Here is a 15,789-nt window from a genome sequence, read left to right on the forward strand (position 1 = left end):
GACAAACCATGTAAGTTTTGGTTCTGGTCGGCAGTGTTTCATGCCAAAATGCCCGTCTTATACTTTCCACACTATCAGGTCGTTATTTATGCAAACTCATCGCGCCGGAAATGCCTTGGCAGCATTTTCATTTGTGCTTTGGGGCATCTTGCCACTCTATTACCAATATCTGCCTCAGGCAGATATTAATGATTTACTCGCATTACGGATCTTGTTCTCCGTCCCATTTATGCTTATCGCCATGTGGCTACTACGGCGACCAATGCCAAGCTTAGTGTCAATTTTACAAGATAAACGCTCATTGTTTATGACTGGGCTTGCTAGCTTGATCATGTGTGTATCATGGTACGCTTTTACTTGGGCAATGACTCACGATCAAGTTCTCGCGGCTAGCTTAGGTTTTTTTATTAATCCCATTTTTGCCATCACATTAGGTGTTTTTTTCTTAAAAGAACGTTTAAGCAAAGCCCAATTTATCGCGGTAGTATTAGCCATCATAGGGATCGGCTATCAAATTTGGCACTATGGTGAATTGCCATGGATCTCATTGATCATGGGCAGTTTTTTTGCACTATACGGGCTATGTAAAAAATATATCAAATACGATGCGATGACATCAGTAACCCTTGAGGCAGCCCTTTTAACGCCTTTTGCACTTATCTTCTTAGTCATTTCAGGGTTGTCAGGTACCAGTACCGCGCTCTCATCTGATATGACTACTCTGGTGCTTTATATCGGATCAGCTCCTATTACGCTAGCACCACTTATATTCTTTGCACTGGCGATAAGTCGTACCAGCCTGACCATGATCGGCTTGATGCAATACATAGAGCCATCATTGCAGTTTATACTCGCTGTCTTCTTGTTCGGTGAGGTATTTGATCAATCTAAAGCCATTACTTTTACCTTCATTTGGTTAGGCCTACTTCTGTGTAGCCTCGAAGCCATTAGTCACATGTTCCAGCGCCGCTATCACCCCGCCTAGCCTCTTGTGAATAACCCATTACCCCAGCCTATTTGGCTGGGGTAACAGGCATCACACTTTATAAACATCAAATTGCATAATTACATTAAATATCCATACTGATTTTAGATATCGATATAAGGTAGGAGTCAGGATGGATACGCAGCAAATATTCAATGATAGCTATCGCCGATGCTTGTTAAATGAACAATTTTTTGAGGCTTTCTACGATATTTTATTGGAGAAGAATGACAAATTTCGCCTCATGTTTAAAGGGACGGATATGAAGCGCCAGATCAAAATGCTGAAATTATCAATTGCCATACTGCTTCTTACCTCGTCGTCGGATTCCGCCAAAGATCAATTCCGAGTATTCGCGAAAAGGCATGGTCCAGATGGTGTAGGCGCCTCCCCCATCGATTTTGACGTATGGCTCGAAAGCTTATTGATAACCGTGCGTCTCAGTGACCCAAAGTATGATAAACATATCGAAGCCGCATGGCGAGATTGCTTCCAAACAGGTTTGGCTATAATGAGAGAGGAATGCCAACCCGAGATGTAGTATGCCCAACAACAAACATTCACACTCAGAGGATCAACCCGTCTATGATTGGCGATATCTGTCGCTATTATTGACCACCCTTCTTTTGGGTATTCTCGCTTATTACTTCTCACCGATTACACAAAGCCGTTATTTTTATCACTATGCCGATCAACGATCATTTTTTGGTATCCCACATTTCTGGAACATCTTTTCTAACTTTGGTTTTTTACTAGTTGGTTATGTTGGTTTAAAAGCATTAAGGTGCAACTCACTCACTATTATTCCTCAGTTGAGCAGCATTTATCATTTATTCTTTGTCAGCCTTATCACCGCTTTCATTGGATCAAGTATCTACCATTACTCACCGACACCATTCACTCTAATGCTCGACCGGATCCCTATCACTATCGGTTTCTGCAGCCTCTATTGCATTGTACTAGCTGAACATGTTTCATTAAAATTAGCCAAAACCATGATCATTCCCATTCTTGCTTATGGGATCATATCTGTACTGTATTGGTATATGACCGATGTATTAACTGGCCGAGGAGATATGGCTGCATATATTCTGGTTCAGCTACTTCCTATCATCCACATACCGATGATTATTGCACTGTACCCATCGAAGCTTGGTAATGCTCGGTATTATTTAATGGCGATAGGGATGTACGGCTTAGCAAAACTAGCAGAATCAAATGATGAAGAGATCTATAACATACTGGGGGGAATAAGTGGCCATAGCCTGAAGCACGTTCTCGCCGCCATTGGAGCGTTCTTAATCTACCTTGGTTGGAAGAGAAGGTAAAACCCTGACCTTGCGTCAGGGCTTAATTTTAACACTTATTTTTCACCAACACCGCGGTTTTCTTTTTGCGCTAATGTAATTTTACCAAAGCCAAGCTTACGAAAATGGCTATCTCGAAAATCACGAACCGCCTTGCTGCCTGATGAAACGGCTTCTACCTGCTGTTCCATCTTAAAATAGTTTGTTAAATCTATACCTTCTGCTGCGGCAACCGCTTCTTGAATGGAACGGTATTGAGAATATGAAAACGGTAATGTTTTCTCTTCCATCTTATAGGTATAAATAATTGTGCGTGACATAACGCCTCCAACAGCAAAACTAGGAGGGGAATTTACCTTAGTTCAGCTTCAGATGAAAGAAGATTGTCTCACCTATCACCGCTAAAGTGTCTACGCCACAGCTTCACCTTGTGGATACTTGTGCGCAATAAGCGCCATCGCATCAACAAGCGGCTGCGGCCTGGCTATATAATAACCTTGAATAATATCAACCCCACACTCAGTAGCAAAATCGAGTTCGTCTTTGGTTTCCACCCCTTCCGCAACAACAGTACAATTGGCAATTTTCCCGATTTGTGCGACCAAATGATAAAGATCCCTGCCTTTCTGTGTTGTCGCATCGAGCAACAACGAACGATCAAGCTTTATCTTATCAAATGGGAATTTCAGCAAATGTGGGAACGACGCATACCCGGTGCCAAAATCATCCATGACAACCAATATGCCCAACGCTTGTAAATCGGCCATCGTTTGGCGAAGTTGGCTACTGTCTGAAAGGATTGCCTCCTCGGTGATTTCAATCGCTAAACAGTGTGGTGGAATGTTGAAATGCTCTAAACGGGCGGCCAGATGCTTAACAAAATCCACCTCTGTGACGGATGCTACTGACATATTTATCGCTACGCGTCCCCCTTGCTCAAGCGGCATTTTCTGCATATCCGTCAGTACCTGCTCCAGTACTGCTTTATCCAAAATGGGCATCGCATCCAATAGTTGGAAGTCACTGATAAAAGTCGGGAAATACACTTTTCCACTGGGATCTTTATATCTTAACAACGCTTCAAATTCATACTTCTCTGGTGACGACAAATTATGCAGCAATTGATAATGCATAACTAACTCACCTTCTCGTAGCATATTCACCATACGTTGCTGAGCAGTCGCACGGCTAATGCTGGTTTCAGCAGAAACACGAATACTCTCAAGCAAGCTCTTAAACGTCATCTTTTCAACACTTGAAAAGTTAGCAACCGACTGAATACTTTTAAAACCCTTGCCTGAAAAAGCCAAATAAAATGGCCGGTAAACAAACACACCTGCAATAATAATAACAAGCTGTAGTATCGTTCCCTCAATACTCTTCCCCATTGCCACATAACCACTGAGCAATGGTGGCGTCATCCAGTCAACAATGGTGGTTACAGGACTGACTAATCCATAAGCAATGGATAAATAGGCAATAACAAAACTGAGCAAAGGTACAAGCACAAATGGAACGATAAGTAACGGGTTGAATATAATTGGCAAACCGAACAGCAATACTTCATTAATGTTGAACATTACCATCGGCAAAGCAGCAATTGCCAACATGATGTGATTACGTTCTTTAGAGAACAATAAAACACACAACAGCAGGCTAATACTATTCCCAGATCCCCCCATTGACATAAATGCATCATAGAACCCCTGGCTAATAATATTCAGCTGAGCTTCACCAGCCTGCCACGCAAGTAAGTTTTCTTGGGTTACGGCATAAAGCATTTGTTTCACTGAAAACAACAAGTTATGGCCATTAATACCAATTGAGCCTAACAGACCAAGAATACCTTGATAAATCAAGCCACCTGAAAAGGTTAACGGATCAGGCTGTACTGCTTTAATCAGTGCCGTTAATACACCAATAAAGTAAGTACTAACGGTAGAGAGTAATAATGCTAATACGGCAAAAATAAAAAAATGAATAACATGCTTAAATAATCGCGCCGCAAAATCAATGGCTTGTGGTTCTAACGTTCGCAAGTTGAGCCGAGTACAATATGCCAGCGTAAGAAAGGCACTCAAAAGCGCGAACAACGGATTATTCGGCAAATGATAGATGGCAGATAGGCTACCATTAGTAATGGACAACAAATATAAAAGCGATAGTGAATAAATAATATAAATTGCGCTATTAATATTTGTTTTATGAGATAAATAGTAACTTGTAACCACACAGAGCGACAGCGGATAAAGATTAATCAATACATCTGACAGGCGAAATAGCAGATTTGCCACTTCCATCAAGTCTCCATATCGAAACGCATGGCCTAAAAGTAACGCGACCGCATTTGATAATGTTAAAGGCAATAATAAAATAGCGATTGCTGAAATATCATGCAGATACACATGATACCCTGCTCTAACAGGTATCAGTTTTTTTAAAACTAGCTTAATTGAATCCAATGTGATTTGCTTCTGTAAACTTGCTACTGAGATGTTTGTTCTTTAATTTCAAACGCTTACTGTGCCTAACAACGCATACATCTGCGCTGGATCCGGAGCATAGCACAATAATTACCCTCAGGCATTACAATTACTCACAATACATACACCATCCACTGTATTATAGAGTTAACACATATTGCATTAACCATATTACTTGTGATAATAAAATCCATTAATTAAAAAATGATTATCATTGATACTGAGTGATACAAAATTGACTGTGTATAAGGGAATAGGCTTTAACAGAATAATACAACAAGGTGAACTGTGATGCTGTTTTCCCATAGTTATGCACAGAAACAGTGGATAACTATGAAAACAACACAATAATTTAACGATTTACCATTGAACTAACAACATTGTCACTTAAGATAATGAATAACTTGATTGCTGCTTCCCCGCCAAAGCAATTCGGGATCATGCAAATCCTTTTCAAATTTACCATCAACCAATACATCAACATAATCAATCACTTCACGCTGTGAGTCCGTAAGCGCTTCAAGCTGATAGCCTGACCACAACCAGATATCCTTTCCTGCACATTCCTGTCGAACACGTTTTACCAACGCCAAAACACTTGGCAGATTGGCCGGATGCAAGGGGTCTCCACCTGACAACGATAAGCCCCGACGCTTAATCCGATTGTCGTTCAAATCAGCAATGATCTGATCTTCCATCGCCTGAGTAAAGGTATGCCCAGCGTCTAAGTTCCAGGTACTCTGGTTATAACAACCACGGCACTGATGTATACACCCCGACACAAATAGCGTACAGCGCGTACCCGGGCCGTTGACCACGTCGACAGGGTAATAATTGTGATAGTTCATTTGGGTCACCTTAAATAGAAAAAGTGCCGACATGTCGGCACTTAAGCAATTAGAATCACTCTCAGAGCACGAAAATTACATGTGCTTGACGCGACGAATAACTTCTTCCTGCTTACCCGAGTTAAATGGTCGAGCATCTGGCGAACCAAGGTAACCACATACACGACGAGTCACCGATACTTTCTTCGGATCATGGTTGCCACATTTAGGACAAGTAAAACCTTTACTTGTACAGTCAAACTCGCCCGTGAATCCGCAATCGTAGCACTCATCAATCGGTGTGTTTGTGCCGTAATAAGGTACACGAGTATATGAGTAATCCCATACGTTCTCTAGCGCTTCAATATTACGTTGCATATTAGGGTATTCACCGTAGCAAATGAAACCACCGCTTGCTAACTCAGGATAAGGCATTTCAAAATCAATCTTATCGTACGGGTTAACCGCTTTCTCAACGTCCAAGTGGAAACTATTCGTGTAGTAACCTTTCTCAGTAACATTCTCGATAACACCAAACTCTTTGGTATCTAGAGAGCAGAAACGGGTGCAAAGGTTTTCAGATGGCGTACTGTAAAGGCTGTAACCCCAACCAGATTCTTCTTTCCAGCTATCTACTGCATCCTTAAGGAACTTAACAATCGCAATGCCTTTTTGGCGCAGCGCTTCGCTATCAAAAATGTGCTCTCCATTTTTAGCGTAAAGCGCATTGATCGTTTCGTGGATACCAATGTATCCCATTGAGATCGATGCTCGGCCATTCTTAAAGATATCCAGCACTTCGTCATCAGGCTTTAGACGTACACCTAACGCACCTTCAGTGTAAAGAATCGGAGCAACACGTGCCTTAACACCACGAAGACGATCAATACGCGTCTCCAGTGCTTTTTTCACTAGTTGGGTACGCTGTTCTAGAATTTCAAAGAATTTATCTTCATCGCCATTAGCCTCAATCGCGATACGAGGCAAGTTCAAACTCACAACACCAAGGTTATTACGGCCTTCGTGTACTTCTTTGCCATTTTCATCTGTCCATTGACCCAGGAAGCTACGACAACCCATTGGCGCTTTAAATGAACCCGTCACTTCGACTACTTTATCGTAGTTCAAGATATCGGGGTACATACGCTTAGTTGCACACTCAAGGGCTAATTGTTTCAAATCATAGTTTGGATCAGACGGTTTATGGTTTACACCATCACGAATTGCAAACAGTAGCTTAGGGAATACCGCTGTTTTTTTATTCTTACCCAAGCCTTTAATTCTATTTTCAAAAATAGATTTTTGGATAAGTTTAGATTCCCATGAAGTACCTAAACCAAAGCCAATGCTGAGAAATGGCGTCTGACCATTGCTTGAGAATAGCGTATTGATCTCATATTCAAGCGATTGGAAGGCATCGTACACTTCTTTTTCAGTTAATTTCTCAGCATAAGCCTCTGGGTTTGGAATGCCCCACTCTTGCGCTGTTGCAAGGTGCTTACGGTGACTCGCTGTAACATAAGGTGCGAGTACTTCATCTAAACGATTCAGTGTGGTACCGCCATACGTATGGCTGGCAACCTGAGCAACAATCTGGGCAGTTACCGCTGTTGCCGTTTGAATTGATTTAGGCGTGTCGATTTCAGCATTACCCATGCGAAAGCCATTCGTCAGCATGTTTTCCAAGTCAACAATCATGCAGTTGAACATCGGGAAAAACGGAGAGTAATCGAGATCGTGATAATGAATCTGACCACTTTCATGCGCGTGGACGATTTCACGCGGTAACATGTGATTTTTAGCGTAGTGCTTACTTACAATACCGGCAAGTAAATCACGCTGTGTTGGGATCACTTTGCTATCTTTGTTCGCATTCTCATTAAGCAATGAGGCATTGCTTTGCTCAACAAGCCCTGTAATTTCCGCACTTAGCGTACTGGCCTTTTCACGAACGATATCGCGATCATGGCGATACTCAATATACGCTCGTGCAACAGCCTTGTGTGGTCCCATCATCAGTTGATATTCAACAGCGTCTTGAATGGCGTGTATCTCAACTTCTTTGATACCTACAAACTGAGATAAAACTTGCTCAGCAACAGACTCCGCATACGCTGCATCCATCACTTCCTCAGACTCGGCAGCACTAAGCACCGCTTCCTTAATACGCTTGGTATTAAACGGTACTCGGCATCCATCACGCTTAATCACAACAGGGTTCACACACGGCTCCTAAAAAATGACACTGTCACTAAAACCACAAAATATAGGGGTTACTAGTGGGGGTGGTACAAGATGTGGGGTATTAGGCGAGAATTTGGAAAATGAAACATTGATCTTGATCAAGATTAAACGAAGACCGCACAGCTTACAACCGATGTTATCGAAGAGCTCTCAAATTTGATTTTAACGCCCATTCAGCAGAAATAATGTCAATCAATATTTTTCTTCAAACTCCCACAAAAGATAATTTTATCACTTGATTTTTTTCACTAAGAAGAGGTGTTTTACCGATTTACAATAGGAAAATTTACCGATCATTTTTACTTGCATTACATACTAAATCCATGCATCAAACCGGATCGTCTCTAACCCCCTATACTTGATATACCCCTGCCACATCAAGATGCTCATGTGTATTATTCGACAGTGTTTGCTTCTCCTATTTCTGATCCTTGCTGGTTACAGTAATGGATTTGAAGTGACTCCAATGGCCGATGAAAGGTATACGGGTGATTTACCCGCCATGGCTGATCACGGTGTTATTCGCGTGCTTGTTGCTGCGGATCTCGGTTTCTATTATCTAGACAGAGGGCAGCCCAAAGGGGTGATCTCTGAAATGCTACTTTTATTTGAAAAATTTGTACTGAAAACCACGCAACAGCATTTCAGGATCCAAATTATCCCAGTGCATCGCGATCAACTTTTCCCCGCCTTACTGGCTGGTGTCGGTGATATTGCTGCGGCAAATCTGACCGTTACCGCACAAAGGCAGAAGCACGTCGATTTTAGCACCCCCGTTCTCAAAGAAATCCAAGAATTGTTTATTACCCATCAAACACGTGATGCTATCACGGGGCTTCAACAGCTTTCTGCAAAAGAGGTCTGGGTCAGAGCCAGCTCCAGTTACTACCAAAGTATTCGTAAGATAAACAAGCAACTGACAGATAAAAATCTGGCGCCCATGTCGGTACACTTTCTTGAGGAAACACTGCAAGACTATGAGTTACTGCAAATGATTCAACAAGGGATTATCCCTATGACTGTTATTGATTCCCATAAGGCTGAATTTTGGGATCTCGTGACTGACAATCTACAGATCCACTACGCATTTCCCCTGCGTGATCATGGTGCTATTGCTTGGTGTTTTCGTAAAAACAGCCCTGAATTGAAAAAACTTGTTAATCAATTTATTGAGCAAAACCGCCAAGGCACACTCCACGGCAATGTCATTTTTAACCGTTATCTCAACAATAAAGCATGGTTTCAAAAAGCAGTGAACCCAACCAATATCAAAAAATTCAATAAGCTCGAAGCACGTTTCTCTCGCTATGCCGACATATATAATTTCAACTGGTTAATGATTGCAGCCCAAGCCTTCCAAGAGTCACAATTTGATCAATCAAGACGCTCAAAAGCGGGTGCTATTGGAATCATGCAAGTACTACCACAAACCGCGCAAGAGCCCTACATCAACATTCGTCATATTCAATATATCGATAACAACATCCATGCGGGGGTAAAGTACATGGACTTTATTCGAACGCATTATATGGCTGATGAGGATATCGACGATTTAAACAAACTCTACTTCGCCTTAGCGAGCTATAATGCAGGGCCCAACCGAATCAAACGGCTACGTGAAGTCGCTAGAGAACGCGGCTTTGACCATACAAAATGGTTTAACAATGTTGAAATTGTCGTAAAAGAAGAGGTAGGGATAGAGCCCATCACTTACGTTGGTAATATTAATCGCTTTTATACTATTTATAAGCAAATTTATTCATTACAAAACGCTGCCGGACAACGAATGGCGAAGATCAAGAGCCTGCGCTATATGCCAAGCCGATAAGTTAACTCAAGACTATTGGCCCGTTAATGTAATGGATTGAATATCAAATCCCACATCAGATAGCTTCCCTTCTGCTTGTGCCAACATTCCCGAATGGATCACTTGCCAATAGGCCCGGTTCTTTAAGCACACTGAACCTGAAAATTGCTCAAAACTGACCGAGCCCTTACAGTGTTTGCCGTAATAATCACGCGCTTTATCAGCAAAAACTATGTGAACTTGTGCTTGCTGGCTACCGTATAGATGCAATGCATTCATCCCCCCACACATTAAACCCAGAGTAATGATCACATTACCAAACACTAATCCACACGCTTGTTTTACTCGGGTCTGCCCCACGCTTGCCGCTCGCTCTTGTCCCTCTTTGGATAAGAACTGCGGTAACAATATCAGTCCACTAACAATGTACACGGCGACAGCAACTTGCCAAGCATTAGCGATAACCTGATCACGCCAGATAACATTCGAAAAATAGAATAAAGAAAAATAACCAAGTAACGCACCAAGCATCACCGTTATTCCCATACCCCTAGATAATTTGTCTAAGGCGACCTGTGGGGGAAAGTACTCTTCTATATATGCATTTTTGCCCAATGTTAATATCTGTCTTAAATGATTTTCAAGTTCGCACCGGGTGATCACCCCGATGTCTTTTGTTCGTGTTTTCCCTTTACTGTTCTGGTAGCTAATTGTCAGCAGACCGCTATCTTGATTGAAAACATGATAACTCAGGTAAATTCGACTATTACTTACCTTCGCCTCAGCTATCAATAGAGGTAAAACCACGCCTTGCCCATCGTCGGCTTCAAGATCGACATTCACATCATTAAGTATCTCATCCAAAGCCAACAATAAAGATTTACGACCTGTAATTAATAGCCGCTCTCGTATTGACTCATCAGGAAGATACAACGATAAAGATTTAATCTGCATAACTAAAATACCTGCCTAAATAATGCACTAAAGCCACTATCGTGTTCACTTTGCCAGACATGATCAGCTTTACTGGTATTAAAGCGTTGCTGGGCAAGGACTTTATCCTGCGGTGACAGGTTATCTGCCGCATCCTTAACCAATTTATTACCCTTGAAAAAATCATTACTTCTGGCGTAGCTTGCCCACACATAAGCCTCCAGATACTGCCGCTGATTATAATAGCCCACAGCCAAATTATACTGTGCAACAGGCAGAGATTGGTTAGCCGCTTTTTGTAACCAAAATTGCGCTTTTTCAGGATTTCTAACGAGATAATCACCAAAATAATACATTAAACTTATGTAATATTGCGCCAGCGCATTATCTGAATTTTTGATAAACCATTGGTAAGCAAGTTTAAAATGTTGAGGGGTATTTTTATCATAATAATACAGCGTCGCCAACGTTACCTGACTTGGAATATCGCCATGTTTAGCTGCCGGTTCAAAAAATGTACGGGCTTCTGAATATCGCTTACTCTTGAACAAAATAAAACCCAATTGCTTTGCTTCTTGCGGCGATACCTGTTCAGCGTAGTGCTCTATTCCAGATAAATGGATCCCGTCAGATTCAAACCAAGCACTTATCACAAAGAAAACAGCGGTTCCTATTGCTGTCACTCCCCAAGCTTTTAATTTACTTATCACTAGCATTTATCCGATAAAAATGAAAAAAGGACAATATCCCTAACAAGCTACATGAATGAGCGATTATATACCTGCATATATCTAATTCTGACAATATCAGTACGATAACAAAAATAAACAACTGATCGTCAGCAATACCGTATTGCTTAAAACTAAACCCGGTAACTACACCATAAGTGCCTAGTTTAACCGATATAATTCTGGTATAAATATTAATCTTGCCATTAAGGGTAACATAATGAAAGCATTAACATTTTGGCCACATTACATATGAGACTTGTTCTATCCTCTTTGAGAAAACTGCAATTAGATAAATATCTGTTTATTCTCGCAACACCGATATTACAATTTATCGGCCCGGCTTTCCTAATTAATGTCATTCGTGTCGACCATGAAGGTATCGGTACAGGGATGCTGTTCCTATTCAAATGCTTACTCTGGGTTTCCGGCTTAGTACTATTTAGCCTGATTTTTTCTAAATGTTATTATAAAAGCATTCGTTACGGCCTATGGGCAAATTTACCGCTGACACTTTATGTCGCATACCAACTATACCAGATCTATCCCTACCTCTTATCTTGAGTGTCGATAACACTTCGCCATACCATTTTCCTATAAGGATCTCACGTGTCACAGTTTGATAAATCCATCAAAATTCCTGTTAATCCGGATAACCCTGACAGCCTTGCCTGTGCCTTAGAACGATACACACGGCTACTACAGACCGGTCAGGCATTTAAGCCCGCTATGGGGTTGCAGTTTGATGTCGAGTTTATCCACAGCAGTAACAGACGCCTACAATTAGCCGATAGTGGCGACAAGCGAGCCTTACTCGAATCGGCTCTGGCGCTATTACGCCCTGATGAGCCGCTAACTGAAACCATCACAGAAGATGATGTGATTTATCGCAGCGAAGCCATTTTATTCGCTTGTGCACTCAACTTTACCGAACTACTGCCTCAATTACTGCAAACGGCACAAGCGATCACCGCCTTTAGTCGTCACCATAACAATACTGGTGATATGGTGGTCGATGATATGTACATCTTCGGTACTGAAGCCCTGTTTTTGCTGGCTCAGCACCACGATGATGCGATTCTTTTATTGGCACAATACCTGATCCCCTACTGGGACAATGAACATATTCACGGCCCTGAATGCATGATGGCGCAGCTACTTGAGCTACGTGGCTGGGATCATCAAATGATCAAGGCCTATCTATGGTGCGATAATGCAAACTTACGGCGTGCCTTCTATGCCGATAGCGATGGCAGCCCAACGGGGTTAAGCCTGCTCAACCATTTACAACAGCATCCTCAGGATTACCCGTTTTTCAAACAAGAATTAAAACAACGGTTACTCAGCGAGCCAGTACTTGCCTATCATCACAGCATTGAGTTCTCAGATGAAACCCTAGTACTGGACTTTTTCTACTCGCTAGAATGCCGCTGGCCAGTGAATGCCAAACCATGGAATGAAGATGAATGGCATGATGATATTAAGTTACTTCCGTTTATGGGACGTACCCTAGAAGACGAAGCACTTGACCTATGCCAAGAGATCAAAGCCCTTGCCTCACAGCCATTGTGCCGCGTAGCGTTAGCGCACGGTGAGCCGCGTCAACATGTTCCAACAGAGCACGAAGATAATGATGATGAATGGCGTGAAAATATAAATGACAATGATGAGCTGCCATCCTTACGAGAACAGCTCTACAACCAGCTCGAATGGCTGTTTGATGATGATGCGCTTGATTGTGATGATCTGACTGCCATTGATACTTTACTTAACGATTCGCCGGATCTCCTGTCATATCAAGATTGGCCCGAACATTTTGGCGCCTACATCTACGGCTGCCATCGATTACTGCATCTAGATAGCCAATCGACTGAATCGGGCGCCTTACAAACTTGGCTTACCAACGGGTTATTTCCCGCACTTGTCGATATTCTAAGAGAGGGCTTTAAAGACAGGGAAGCGAATAGCGGCAATACTCAAACTGGAACATTAATCAGCCTGCTGACTGACGTTGATAGTCAGGCGAATCAAAATGAGATCAACTCCGCTTTGCAACAAGCACTGATCAACACAGACTGGTCTGCATTCGGAGGTTTCTCTCCCCAGCAAGCAAAATACCGTTTGTTTAATATTGATGATGGTTTCCAGCGCGGGATCCTGAGCCTGTTTTGGCTTCGCTTAGTCGCGCACCGTGGTCAGCTCAGCCGCCCTCTGGACATTCTCAGTGCGCGTTGGTGGCAAGCCCTTATCAGTTTGGCACCGCAAAAAATGCTACGTCAAATCACCCGACTCAATTCTGATTACCCCCAGTGGTCAGGTATTGATGATGCTGCCGCTGATAATGCACTACAACACGATCTTGAAAAAGTAGGATTTTCATCCGCACAACTGCAGGCTTTTCTGATTGTGTCTGATCGCAGTCTCGCCAGCTATCGCCCCGCATCTGGACGCTTCTGGCAACGCTATATCACCCAGATAAACACCTTCGCCGAAGGGTTACAACTAGCCGCTGAAAACGACACCAGCATGCTTGGACGCCACACCATTAACCAACAGCAAGCACTAGCTGAAGCATTGTTGTCAATTGCAGAGCATCACCGTATCGCTTTTCTTGCCGACACAGCAGCACGACACCCACAAACAAACATAAATCTTGATGCTGACTTTCAGCGTGCACTTTATGCCAACATTGAGTACAACTTAGCCTCCACATGGCATGTCATCACAAAAAAAATCAACGCTAAATTTGGTAAAAAAGCCGTCTTGTTTAATGACTGGCACTATGAACGTCCAACCGCACTCGAACTTCCGTTAGTGCTGGATGCCAACAGTAACGCCCAGCTGCGCTGTCAAACTGACGGCCAATTTCCTGAGTATGTCACGGTATTGCAACGCCGGGGTAAGCAGTTATTTGTTTTGCATCATGATCCTGACGATCAACACATCGTCAATGGCCGGCTACTCACTCCTATTCTGGTGGTTGATGAAAAAGTTGACCATACAGAACTGAGTGCAATAATTGCTGAAAATAGCGACCGTAATAAGCGTATTAACCACTTATTGCAACAAATTAATGCCTATCTTAACGGCGAAAGTGACCTGTCTGAAGTCTTGCCTTTGTTTGACGCACACTGTGGCGAAAGGTTGAACTACGGCGGACGTAACGATAACCAAACAGGGCTAGATACGTTTATCTGGTTATTACCACAGGAAAAACAACAACGCTTGCTCACCTTATTGCTAAGCGCAAGGCGCAGTAGTGAAAGGCTATTGCACAGTGAGGCCATCCGCAATGCCTATGTACGGCATTTAATTCGCAACGGCGATTTATGCATAGAAAATCGCTGGCAAGATGACACCGTCGGCCACCTCACCATCCGTGATTGCAACGCAAGTATGGCGCTAACCCGATTAAGTCAAAATTGGGTGTGGCAGCAATTACAGCCCTTACCAATACCCGCGGAGCGCTGGGTAACCTTAGCCTTCGATTGGGAACGACAAGACTTGTTAAACCAACTTGCCAAGGCGGATGTCATCCCAAACATGCAAGCTGAGCTAACGGGTGCTGAGCGGTTACAGCTGGTGAAGCTGATAAGCAGTGAAATCGGTACCGGCAACACATTGCAGCACTTACTTAAAGATAAAATACGTAGCGTGCGCGATGCTGTTAACGCCTTGTTATAGGCTATTTATCGCCATTACTTAATATACCTATCGCCTGCGCAAGTGGGCGAAATAACCGCTGTCAAACTTATCCATAAATAACGGAAATAATAATAAGCGAAATGAGTATCACTGCCCCTGGCACCCCCAAATTAAAGCAACTACTCATCTGTTGCGTTTTATTGATGTTCTTGCTGCCTATCGTTGGCGTATTTAGCGATACGCTACTTCATGATCAGGTGTATGCCACGCTAAGCGTCGTCAGTGCCCTGCTCGCGATCGCCATGCTGATTGTTATGTTTAAGCAATATCGTCAGCCACAGTCAGCCCTCAGAGTCTATTTTGATCGACAAAATACCTCACCCCGTAAAGTGACATTGTATTGTATTATCGGCATTCCGGTATTTTTTCAGCTTGCGTTCGCAAAAGGACTACCTGTGCTATTACACAGCATCATATCCAAACCAGCGATTGCCTTCGCCGTTGTGGAGGAACAACGTTTTGGCTATTACAACCGGGGTTGCAACGGCGGTTTATATATTCAAGGTTATCGGTATTGGTACAACAATTTCATCTGTGACATTAGCAAAGAAGACTGGGATGCATTGAAACCCGGAGACACGCTGGTGTTACGAGGGTATAAGTCGCTACTGGGGTTCGACTACCAGCAATATCGAGTGCTTAATCATGACCTAATGAACAGATTCATTGCGTCGTCTATCAGGGCAAACCAACCCGTCACCCAAAAAGAAGCGCAGGAATATATTCTTCAAAATCAGCTCGGTCGCTAACAAAAAAGCCCGATCCTCCTT

12 protein-coding genes are annotated in these 15,789 nt (G+C 42.8%); 6 read left to right on the forward strand and 6 right to left on the reverse strand.

The features are described 5' to 3' along the window. Window positions 1–88 precede the first annotated feature (88 nt). From rarD to L4D12_RS12875, 3 genes are all read left to right on the forward strand, one after another. Window positions 89–985: an EamA family transporter RarD gene (gene rarD, locus L4D12_RS12865; protein ID WP_428448247.1), complete on the forward strand. Its 897-nt coding sequence runs from the start codon at window positions 89–91 to the stop codon at window positions 983–985. A 133-nt stretch (window positions 986–1,118) separates the two neighbouring features. Then, complete coding sequence (locus L4D12_RS12870) at window positions 1,119–1,526, forward strand: globin (RefSeq protein WP_428448248.1); 408 nt, start codon at window positions 1,119–1,121, stop codon at window positions 1,524–1,526. A 1-nt stretch (window position 1,527) separates the two neighbouring features. Continuing rightward, a complete protein-coding gene (locus L4D12_RS12875) occupies window positions 1,528–2,313 on the forward strand; it encodes a ceramidase domain-containing protein (RefSeq protein ID WP_428448249.1) in 786 nt (261 codons plus the stop codon). A gap of 35 nt (window positions 2,314–2,348) precedes the next feature. On the opposite strand, the gene L4D12_RS12880 is transcribed toward L4D12_RS12875, so the two are convergent. The 4 genes from L4D12_RS12880 to nrdD form a co-directional block, all read right to left on the reverse strand. Then, the gene (locus L4D12_RS12880) at window positions 2,349–2,612 is read right to left on the reverse strand and encodes a DUF2960 domain-containing protein (RefSeq protein WP_428448250.1); all 264 of its coding nucleotides are present in this window, start codon (window positions 2,610–2,612) and stop codon (window positions 2,349–2,351) included. Between the two features lie 90 nt (window positions 2,613–2,702). Next, the gene (locus tag L4D12_RS12885; protein WP_428448251.1) at window positions 2,703–4,754 is read right to left on the reverse strand and encodes an EAL domain-containing protein; all 2,052 of its coding nucleotides are present in this window, start codon (window positions 4,752–4,754) and stop codon (window positions 2,703–2,705) included. 404 nt (window positions 4,755–5,158) lie between these two features. Next, window positions 5,159–5,623 (reverse strand): anaerobic ribonucleoside-triphosphate reductase-activating protein, encoded by a 465-nt coding sequence (nrdG, locus tag L4D12_RS12890; protein ID WP_428448252.1) that lies wholly within the window; start codon window positions 5,621–5,623, stop codon window positions 5,159–5,161. A gap of 75 nt (window positions 5,624–5,698) precedes the next feature. Further along, a complete protein-coding gene (nrdD, locus tag L4D12_RS12895; protein WP_428448253.1) occupies window positions 5,699–7,825 on the reverse strand; it encodes an anaerobic ribonucleoside-triphosphate reductase in 2,127 nt (708 codons plus the stop codon). Window positions 7,826–8,234: 409 nt separating this feature from the next. On the opposite strand from nrdD, the gene L4D12_RS12900 reads away from it, so the two are divergent. Further along, window positions 8,235–9,674: an MltF family protein gene (locus L4D12_RS12900; protein ID WP_428448254.1), complete on the forward strand. Its 1,440-nt coding sequence runs from the start codon at window positions 8,235–8,237 to the stop codon at window positions 9,672–9,674. 12 nt (window positions 9,675–9,686) lie between these two features. On the opposite strand, the gene L4D12_RS12905 is transcribed toward L4D12_RS12900, so the two are convergent. Together L4D12_RS12905 and L4D12_RS12910 are read right to left on the reverse strand one after the other, a co-directional pair. Further along, window positions 9,687–10,607, reverse strand: coding sequence for a hypothetical protein (locus tag L4D12_RS12905; protein WP_428448255.1), 921 nt, complete (start codon window positions 10,605–10,607; stop codon window positions 9,687–9,689). Window positions 10,608–10,609: 2 nt separating this feature from the next. Beyond that, entirely contained in the window at window positions 10,610–11,296 is a 687-nt protein-coding gene (locus tag L4D12_RS12910) for a tetratricopeptide repeat protein (RefSeq protein WP_428448256.1), read from the reverse strand. Window positions 11,297–11,923: 627 nt separating this feature from the next. Between L4D12_RS12910 and L4D12_RS12915 the strand changes: the two genes are divergently transcribed. Together L4D12_RS12915 and L4D12_RS12920 are read left to right on the forward strand one after the other, a co-directional pair. Then, entirely contained in the window at window positions 11,924–14,998 is a 3,075-nt protein-coding gene (locus L4D12_RS12915; protein ID WP_428448257.1) for a hypothetical protein, read from the forward strand. 101 nt (window positions 14,999–15,099) lie between these two features. Further along, entirely contained in the window at window positions 15,100–15,768 is a 669-nt protein-coding gene (locus tag L4D12_RS12920; RefSeq protein WP_428448258.1) for a hypothetical protein, read from the forward strand. Window positions 15,769–15,789 lie beyond the last annotated feature (21 nt).

Origin of the sequence: Photobacterium nomapromontoriensis (genome assembly GCF_050336815.1) — a bacterium.
GTDB lineage: Bacteria > Pseudomonadota > Gammaproteobacteria > Enterobacterales > Vibrionaceae > Photobacterium > Photobacterium nomapromontoriensis.

What these genes read in the sequence shown, in the direction of transcription:
- L4D12_RS12870 (WP_428448248.1), top strand. Translation starts at nt 1,119, where the DNA reads ATGGATACGCAGCAAATATTCAATGATAGCTATCGCCGATGCTTGTTA.
- nrdG (WP_428448252.1), bottom strand. Translation starts at nt 5,623, where the DNA reads ATGAACTATCACAATTATTACCCTGTCGACGTGGTCAACGGCCCGGGT.
- L4D12_RS12875 (WP_428448249.1), top strand. Translation starts at nt 1,528, where the DNA reads ATGCCCAACAACAAACATTCACACTCAGAGGATCAACCCGTCTATGAT.
- L4D12_RS12900 (WP_428448254.1), top strand. Translation starts at nt 8,235, where the DNA reads ATGTGTATTATTCGACAGTGTTTGCTTCTCCTATTTCTGATCCTTGCT.
- L4D12_RS12905 (WP_428448255.1), bottom strand. Translation starts at nt 10,607, where the DNA reads ATGCAGATTAAATCTTTATCGTTGTATCTTCCTGATGAGTCAATACGA.
- rarD (WP_428448247.1), top strand. Translation starts at nt 89, where the DNA reads ATGCAAACTCATCGCGCCGGAAATGCCTTGGCAGCATTTTCATTTGTG.
- L4D12_RS12920 (WP_428448258.1), top strand. Translation starts at nt 15,100, where the DNA reads ATGAGTATCACTGCCCCTGGCACCCCCAAATTAAAGCAACTACTCATC.
- L4D12_RS12880 (WP_428448250.1), bottom strand. Translation starts at nt 2,612, where the DNA reads ATGTCACGCACAATTATTTATACCTATAAGATGGAAGAGAAAACATTA.